The 7,145-nt window shown below is 40.6% G+C and carries 7 protein-coding genes and 1 pseudogene; 3 read left to right on the top strand and 5 right to left on the bottom strand.

The features are described 5' to 3' along the window. Positions 1 to 238: 238 nt before the first annotated feature. The 5 genes and pseudogenes from AC1PJ9_RS01830 to def form a co-directional block, all read right to left on the bottom strand. Positions 239 to 385: pseudogene (locus AC1PJ9_RS01830) on the bottom strand (TetR/AcrR family transcriptional regulator); the annotation flags it as partial. 147 nt (positions 386 to 532) lie between these two features. After that, positions 533 to 745 carry a hypothetical protein gene (locus AC1PJ9_RS01825; RefSeq protein ID WP_174741075.1) on the bottom strand — a complete coding sequence of 71 codons (213 nt, stop codon included), beginning with the start codon at positions 743 to 745 and terminating at the stop codon, positions 533 to 535. Between the two features lie 53 nt (positions 746 to 798). Further along, positions 799 to 2,913 carry a TonB-dependent copper receptor gene (locus AC1PJ9_RS01820; protein WP_311087050.1) on the bottom strand — a complete coding sequence of 705 codons (2,115 nt, stop codon included), beginning with the start codon at positions 2,911 to 2,913 and terminating at the stop codon, positions 799 to 801. A 72-nt stretch (positions 2,914 to 2,985) separates the two neighbouring features. Then, positions 2,986 to 3,414, bottom strand: coding sequence for a DUF2946 family protein (locus AC1PJ9_RS01815; RefSeq protein WP_039252946.1), 429 nt, complete (start codon positions 3,412 to 3,414; stop codon positions 2,986 to 2,988). A 34-nt stretch (positions 3,415 to 3,448) separates the two neighbouring features. Further along, the gene (def, locus tag AC1PJ9_RS01810; protein WP_004705924.1) at positions 3,449 to 3,979 is read right to left on the bottom strand and encodes a peptide deformylase; all 531 of its coding nucleotides are present in this window, start codon (positions 3,977 to 3,979) and stop codon (positions 3,449 to 3,451) included. Between the two features lie 122 nt (positions 3,980 to 4,101). Between def and AC1PJ9_RS01805 the strand changes: the two genes are divergently transcribed. The 3 genes from AC1PJ9_RS01805 to tsaC are packed head-to-tail and all read left to right on the top strand — an operon-like array spanning position 4,102 to position 7,028. Continuing rightward, complete coding sequence (locus AC1PJ9_RS01805; RefSeq protein ID WP_311087049.1) at positions 4,102 to 5,256, top strand: LysM peptidoglycan-binding domain-containing protein; 1,155 nt, start codon at positions 4,102 to 4,104, stop codon at positions 5,254 to 5,256. Positions 5,257 to 5,277: 21 nt separating this feature from the next. Further along, on the top strand, positions 5,278 to 6,408 hold the full coding sequence (gene dprA / locus AC1PJ9_RS01800) for a DNA-processing protein DprA (protein WP_311087048.1): 1,131 nt from the start codon (positions 5,278 to 5,280) through the stop codon (positions 6,406 to 6,408). A 50-nt stretch (positions 6,409 to 6,458) separates the two neighbouring features. After that, complete coding sequence (gene tsaC / locus AC1PJ9_RS01795) at positions 6,459 to 7,028, top strand: L-threonylcarbamoyladenylate synthase type 1 TsaC (RefSeq protein ID WP_019458003.1); 570 nt, start codon at positions 6,459 to 6,461, stop codon at positions 7,026 to 7,028. The last annotated feature ends 117 nt before the right edge of the window (positions 7,029 to 7,145 follow it).

Raw genomic sequence — 7,145 nt, 5'->3', positions numbered from 1 at the left:
TTTTAAAACTTATTCTCAAAACCAACTTAACATCAAATTCATCACTTAAAGCAACCAACTTAATCTCAAGTAACTGTTTTTCAACAAGTTTCTATCTGCATCACCGCCGATGGATGTGCATTATAGAGGATTAAGAACCCTTTGCAAGCGAAAATTAGAAACTTATGACTTGAGCGTTTACTTTTAAATCAAAGATCAAGTTAAGATATTGTTTTATAACGATAATTATTTTGATTATTTATTTTTTACTTAAACAAGCCAGTATCATGTTCGATAATTCGCGTTTAAGTTGTTGTTCTGATATAAGAAAATTGTTCTGCATCTCATAACGTATCATGGTAAAAAGCACATTATTCATACTTACAAAGGATTTATGCTGTACTTTTCGAAGTCCTATGCTCTATCCGCAATAGGCTTTATCAGAATCGAAATAAGGCAAAAATCTTAGCGAGAATACATCAATAATTTTTAAAACCTAAAAATAAAAAAGGAAGCCTGTTAACCAGACTTCCTTTTCCAAATTTTAAAGAACTTATTGAGCTGATGAACTGTGCATGTGCATTTCAGCTTGATTCATTTGCTCATGTGTCTCCATCATCTGCTTATTTTTTTGACTAGGCATATAGTCAGGCTCATTGTTGATTGCCCAGTAAAAAATGATCATAAATAGTAAAGCCAAGATAGAAGCCACAATAAGTAACTTCCATCCCCACCAAGATTGTTCAGGCGATAATTTATTTGTCATTTCATTTCTCTCTTTAAATTAATTCTTTCAGTTCATTTAATTCGTTAAGCTGATTAAAATTTCATGCTCATACGAACCCAGTAATTTCTTCCGATATTATTGAACTGTTCCTCACTCGCAAATCCAAAGCCTGCACTTCCCGCTTTATTTAAGTGTTCGGTGTAGGTTTTATCTAATACGTTGTCAATGCCAACAGATACATCAATATCTTTACGAAGGTTGTAACTTCCGTTTAAAGAAAGGGTTGAAAAACCTTTACTTGGTTTTAGGTCATATCCCACGATATTACCTTGATGTAGACTCACACGGTTTTGCTCAGCAACAGCACGCCACAACAGACCTAAATTATATTTGTCAGCTACATAGCGAATATTTAAGCGGCCTTCTAAAGGTGAAATTTGAGGTAGTGGTTTATCATCTGTGGTGTTTTTACCCCACGTATACATAGCACTCAAATCTGCCTGAATATGATCGGCAAATTGATATCCAATACCCGCTTCTGCACCAGCAATCGTTGCATCGACATTTTTTGCACCCGCAGTAATATCATGACTCATATCATGCCCATCCATTCCCATACTTGGATGATGGTGGTAGCTCATTAAAATGTAGTCATCTACTAAGCCTGCATAAGCAGAAGCCCATGTGTTTAAAGCGCCATGTTGCTGCTGGAAGCCCATATCCAACTGTAATGTTTTCTCAGGATTGACACCGTTAAAGGTATTGGTTGAGCCAGCGTTCCCATGTTTAGGCGAGAAAAGCTCCCAATAATCAGGCATACGCTCTACATAACCTAAACCGATATAGCTTTTTAGGTCATGTTCAGGATGTTGATTTTCCCAGCGAACAAATGCACTCGGTAAAGTCTTTTCAAGTTTAGTATTAAAGCCTTTTGCTTTAGAGTCGGCACGTTCATCTTCAACTGTGACTCGATCTAAACGTGCACCTGTAACCAATTTGTTGAGATCGTTCCATTGATAACCAAGTTCACCAAAAGCACCGTATGATTGAAAACGCATATCTTGACGGTATGGAATATTCATTGAAGGCATATTTGGCGATGACATGCTACCGCCATGTTTATTAAATTGAGAATTTACACCTGTGATTAGGCTCCACTTATTCCATTCAGAGGTCATGGCTAAACGCGAGTTTAGTGTACGACGTGTCACTTCCATTACCATCGCGTTTGGCATGAGCATGGTCATACCACCATGGTTCATTTCAACTAATGGCGGTGTGCGCAAGCTAAAGTTATCCATAATATGGTCGTTATAGCTGTAGTTCACCTGCCCTTCGATTTTCTTAATAACATCAGTGATATTTTTCTTTTCAAAACGTAGCCCTAAGCTTTCACGTGCAAACTGAGAACCATCCATAGAACGCCCGGCATAAAGCGACTCACCATCAGATTTTCCACCTGTGAGTTCAATCCATGTGTCTTCATCTGGAGTAAAGCCAAGTGCTACATCAGCATTCCACTTTTTCCATGCTGAAGGCACGGTATTTCCATCACCGTCTTGATAACTATTAGACTCTGAACGGTTGGCATTTAAACGAATATATTTTTTTTCATCGCCAATTGCCGCCTCAACATTATGGTCAATACGCCCATATGAACCTAATAAGACACTCGCTTGTCCACGATAAGGTTTTTCAGAGGTGAGTTTCTCAGGTTGACGTTCAAAAAGGACTGTTGCTGCCGAACCTGTATTGGCATATTGAACAGTTTGCGGACCTTTAATGACAGAAATACGATCATAACTTTCTGGTGAAATATAAGAAGTTGGAGCATCCATACGGTTTGGGCATGCACCTAAGTTCTCTGTGCCATCCGTTAGAATTTTGATGCGTGAACCAAACATGCCTCGGAATGTCACATCACCATTGGTTCCACCGCTTTGTATTGAGTTAAAACCCATAATACTTTGTAGATAGTCTGCCCCATCTGTAGCAGGTACTGGCTGAATTGGCTGTTTTGGGTCTGCATGTACGATCAAGCCATTTGCATCATTACCTTGCTGTGCTGTAACAACAATAGGTGCTAATGAGTGAAGTGTTTTGGTATCGGCATCATTTTTTTCTGAATCAGCAAAAACGAGTCCCGAATGAGAGACAGCAAGCATCGCAACCCATAAAGGTTGTAGTAAAAATTTAGAATGTGGCATTTTTATACGCTCTAAAACATAAATAAAGTGATATTGAAGTCAATCAAGACCCCAACAAAAAATTGCTTTTATTTATGCAAATAGAGGCGGCGCTCGCCCTTGCGGGAGTAAGAAGAGTCGCTGTAGCGCAAAATAAACATGTCGAAATGCTTGTTGATAAGCGACTAAGCGAACTTGTATACGAACGAGTACCTCTTTTACGCCAAATTCAGGTGGTAAAACGAGATTGGCATAGACGGTACAATATTGGCACTGGTGATTTGCATCATGGTGGTCATGATGTTCAGGTACTTGTGCCTGTTCGATATGGTGTTCGTGATGTGAATGATGCATGGCATGTGACATGGTTTCCGTCTGTGCCTTGGGCTTAAGCAAAGCACGGGTAATAGTTTCACAGACCGGAGCAATTTGATATTGCTTCGGTAATAGCGGCTGTAGAAATACCGCAATCTGTAAAAACACTGCTGCACATGCAAGCAACAGACCACTACGAAAAACCAAAAATCACATCCACACTACAATGTTTGAAAAACTTTTAACGTTTTACCGCAACTTTTTCACGCTCGCGTTGACGAACAATCTTTTCGACTTTTTCGCGTGCACGCTGACGTTTAAGTGGCGACAAATAATCCACAAACAATTTGCCTTTTAAGTGATCCATTTCATGTTGGATACAAACAGCGAGAAGTCCGTCAGCTTCTATCTCAAATGCTTGACCTTCAAGGTTAATTGCCTCGATTTTCACACGTGACGGGCGGTCAACTTTGTCGTATATTTGTGGCACTGATAGACAGCCTTCTTCGTACGGCTGCGTCTCTTCAGTCAGTGGAGTTATTTTGGGGTTAATGAAAACCAAAGGTTCATCTTTAGATTCAGACAAATCTATGACGATAAGCTGAATATGACGATCGACCTGAGAAGCTGCTAAACCAATACCTGGTGCCGCATACATGGTTTCAAGCATATCTGCTGCAAGTTGACGAATTTCATCAGTAACTTCTTCAACAGGCTTAGCAATGGTACGAAGACGGGGATCAGGAAAACTTAAAATAGGTAATAAGGCCATACTGACGTCCTCACTTATGCCATTGATTGAAAAACCAAATGAAGGAAATACTTCATCGAAAAATTGTGTGTTAGCCGCCTATTATAACGCATCTGCACGCATAATTTTTAGGAATTATCATAATGAAAAAGGTTTTTGACGGCATGGTTCAATTTCATGCTTTGGGGATAAAAAAGCATTTACTTGCTTTAGCACTCTGTACAGGAGTTGCACTTGGTACGGTAGCGGAGGTTCATGCTGCCAGCCCAAACCATAATCCACCTTCTCTTAAAAGCAATGCACCCAATGTGTACATTGTAAAACGCGGGGATACACTATGGGATATTTCGGGACATTTTCTAAATAAACCATGGCGCTGGCCTGAAATCTGGGCAAGTAATCAACATGTAAAAAATCCGCACTGGATCTATCCGGGTGACCGATTACTATTATGTAGCCTAGATGGACGCCCCCTAGTCGGGAAAGACGAAGGCGACGGCTGTGTCGGTATTATCCGCCGCTACACAGGTCAAACCACAAACCTGCAGCCACAAGTTCGCGTCGAAGCATTAAATAATAGTGTTCCTGTTATTCCACTTGAACATATTAAGCAGTGGTTAGAGAACAGTACTATTTTACCAGCTGACTCAATTAGCAACACACCTTATGTTGTTGGTACAGCTGATCAACGTGTACTTGCAGGAAAAGGTCAAACTATTTATGCACGAGGACAAGGCTTAGTTCATGGTCAACGCTATGCAGTTTATCGCGAAGGTGAACCTTACTATTTCACGGACAGTAAAGGTAAAAAGCATAGTTTAGGCATAGAGCTGTCACAGGTTGCTTCGGGTGTTGCAATGTCTACTGAAAAAGACATCACTACATTAGAACTTACAGATAGCTATGATGGTGAAGTACGTCGTGGCGATCGTGTTATGCCTGAAGAACAAGCTAATTTACCAACATTGTTTTACCCCGTAGATGCAAAACAAGTGACTGACGGCGGCAAAATCATTCGTGTCATGGGTTCAATTGGTAGAGCTGCAAAAAATAGTGTCGTGACGTTGGACCGTGGTACAGCGCAAGGTGTTCAGGTAGGTCAAGTTTTTGACATTGACCAACAAGGCGAGACGATTCGCGATCCTAAAACCAAAGAGGCGATTCAACTTCCTGGTCAACAGATTGGTAGTCTGATGGTTTTTAGAACTTTTGATCAGCTTAGCTATGCTTATGTCCTAGAAAGCGATTTGCCTATTAAAGTCGGTTCAAGCATTCAGCCACCTCGCTTTAACGATTAATGCTGGATGTAACCTTTTACAATGCTCACCCAACTTACTTCACACCATTACCACACGCTTAAAGTGTGGTATTTGGTGCAGCACTCATTAGTCAGTTTTAAAAAAATTATTGATTATTTTGGAAACTGTGAAAAAGCAACTCAACCTCATGGATTAGCAGAATGGCCCTCTCTTGGGCTACATGCTAATCATTTAAAACGCGTAGCTGAGTTTCAAACCGCTCAAGGTCAAGCTCAGTTCGAACAGCTTGTACAACAAGTTCATCAGCATACTGATTTTATTTTGACGCCAGATGATTCTGGCTACCCTACTCAATTACTTCCTTATACAGATCATCCACCTATTATTTTCGGGAAAGGCCAAGCTCAAGCTTTATTGCAACCGCAAATCGCGATTGTCGGTAGCAGAAAACCAAGCCCACATGGTCGTCAGGTAGCTTATGATTTTGCCTATTACTTAAGTGAAAAGGGCTTTTTTATTAGTAGTGGTCTGGCTTATGGCATTGATGAAGCAGCCCACCAAGGTGCATCCGCCCATCAACGTACAATCGCAGTCACTGGTACGGGCTTAGATAGTACTTATCCAGCTCAAAATAAAAAACTGGCAGAACATATTTTGGCTCAGAACGGCGCCATTATTACTGAGTTTTTACCGGGGACACCGCCCTTACAGCAACATTTCCCACGTAGAAACCGAATTGTTAGCGGTCTGAGTTTAGGCGTATTAGTTGTGGAAGCGACTTTAAAAAGTGGCTCACTCATCACGGCCAATAAAGCTGCTGAACAAGGCAAAACCGTATTTGCCATTCCGGGCCATATTTATAGTGAGTTTCATCAAGGATGCCATCAACTTATCCGTGAAGGCGCAATTTTAGTCGATCATCCTGAACAGATTATTGAAGATCTGGCGTTACCAACCCAATGGCAAAGCCAGCAACAAAGTCAAACTGAAGAAGTTAATGTAAATACCCCAGAAATTCCTGAGCATTTAATTGACCTTTATCAATCTTTAGACTGGGTAGGTCAGAATATTGACCAGCTTGTTATTCATCATAATGTTGCAGTTTCTGAACTGACCTCTTCACTGATGGAACTAGAACTACTCGGTTTATGTATGCAACAATCAGGGCTGTATTTACGTTGTCGTTCTTAGTATTAGGGCGCACAATAACGATTCTGTTTGATTAAAAGGAAAGTATTACCATGATTACGACCTCAGTGACCGAAGCAGCCGAATGTTTACAACAAGGTCAAGTTTTGGCATATCCAACTGAGGCAGTCTGGGGATTAGGCTGTGATCCATTTAATGAACAAGCTTTTCAAAAAATTCTTGAATTGAAGCAGCGCCCTATTGAAAAGGGCGTCATTTTATTAGCTGGACACATTAGTCAAGTCGAGCATTTACTGACTTCATTACCGCAAACGACTCAACAAGAAATTATTGATTGCTGGTCTAACCATCAACCATCAGAAAGAGCCACGACCTGGCTATTGCCAGCCGATCAACATATTCCTTCATGGATTAAGGGCGAACACCCGCTTGTTGCTGTACGAGTAACAACCCATCCTTTATGTGTCGCTTTATGTAATGCTTTTCATGGCTTCATTGTATCGACGAGTGCAAACCCGAGTGGACAAGAACCGGCTCATTCATTACAAGATGCCTGCCAATACTTTGGTTCACAATTAAACTATCTTAATGGTGACTTAGGGCAAAGTCAGCAACCAAGTCGAATCATTAATGCCTTAACTGGTGAAGTCATTCGCCCATAATTTTAGACAAAAAAAAGCTCAGTTATATAGGGATAACTGAGCATAAAAAAGGATGGGTATATACCACATCCAGAGGGTTTGGATATCTCTGGAACGAAAGAAAAATTGCTTAAAATA

This window comes from Acinetobacter sp. 70_2, assembly GCF_056736115.1.
The sequence above is the reverse complement of the archived record's forward strand: the minus strand, read 5'-3'. Positions and strand labels throughout refer to the sequence as shown.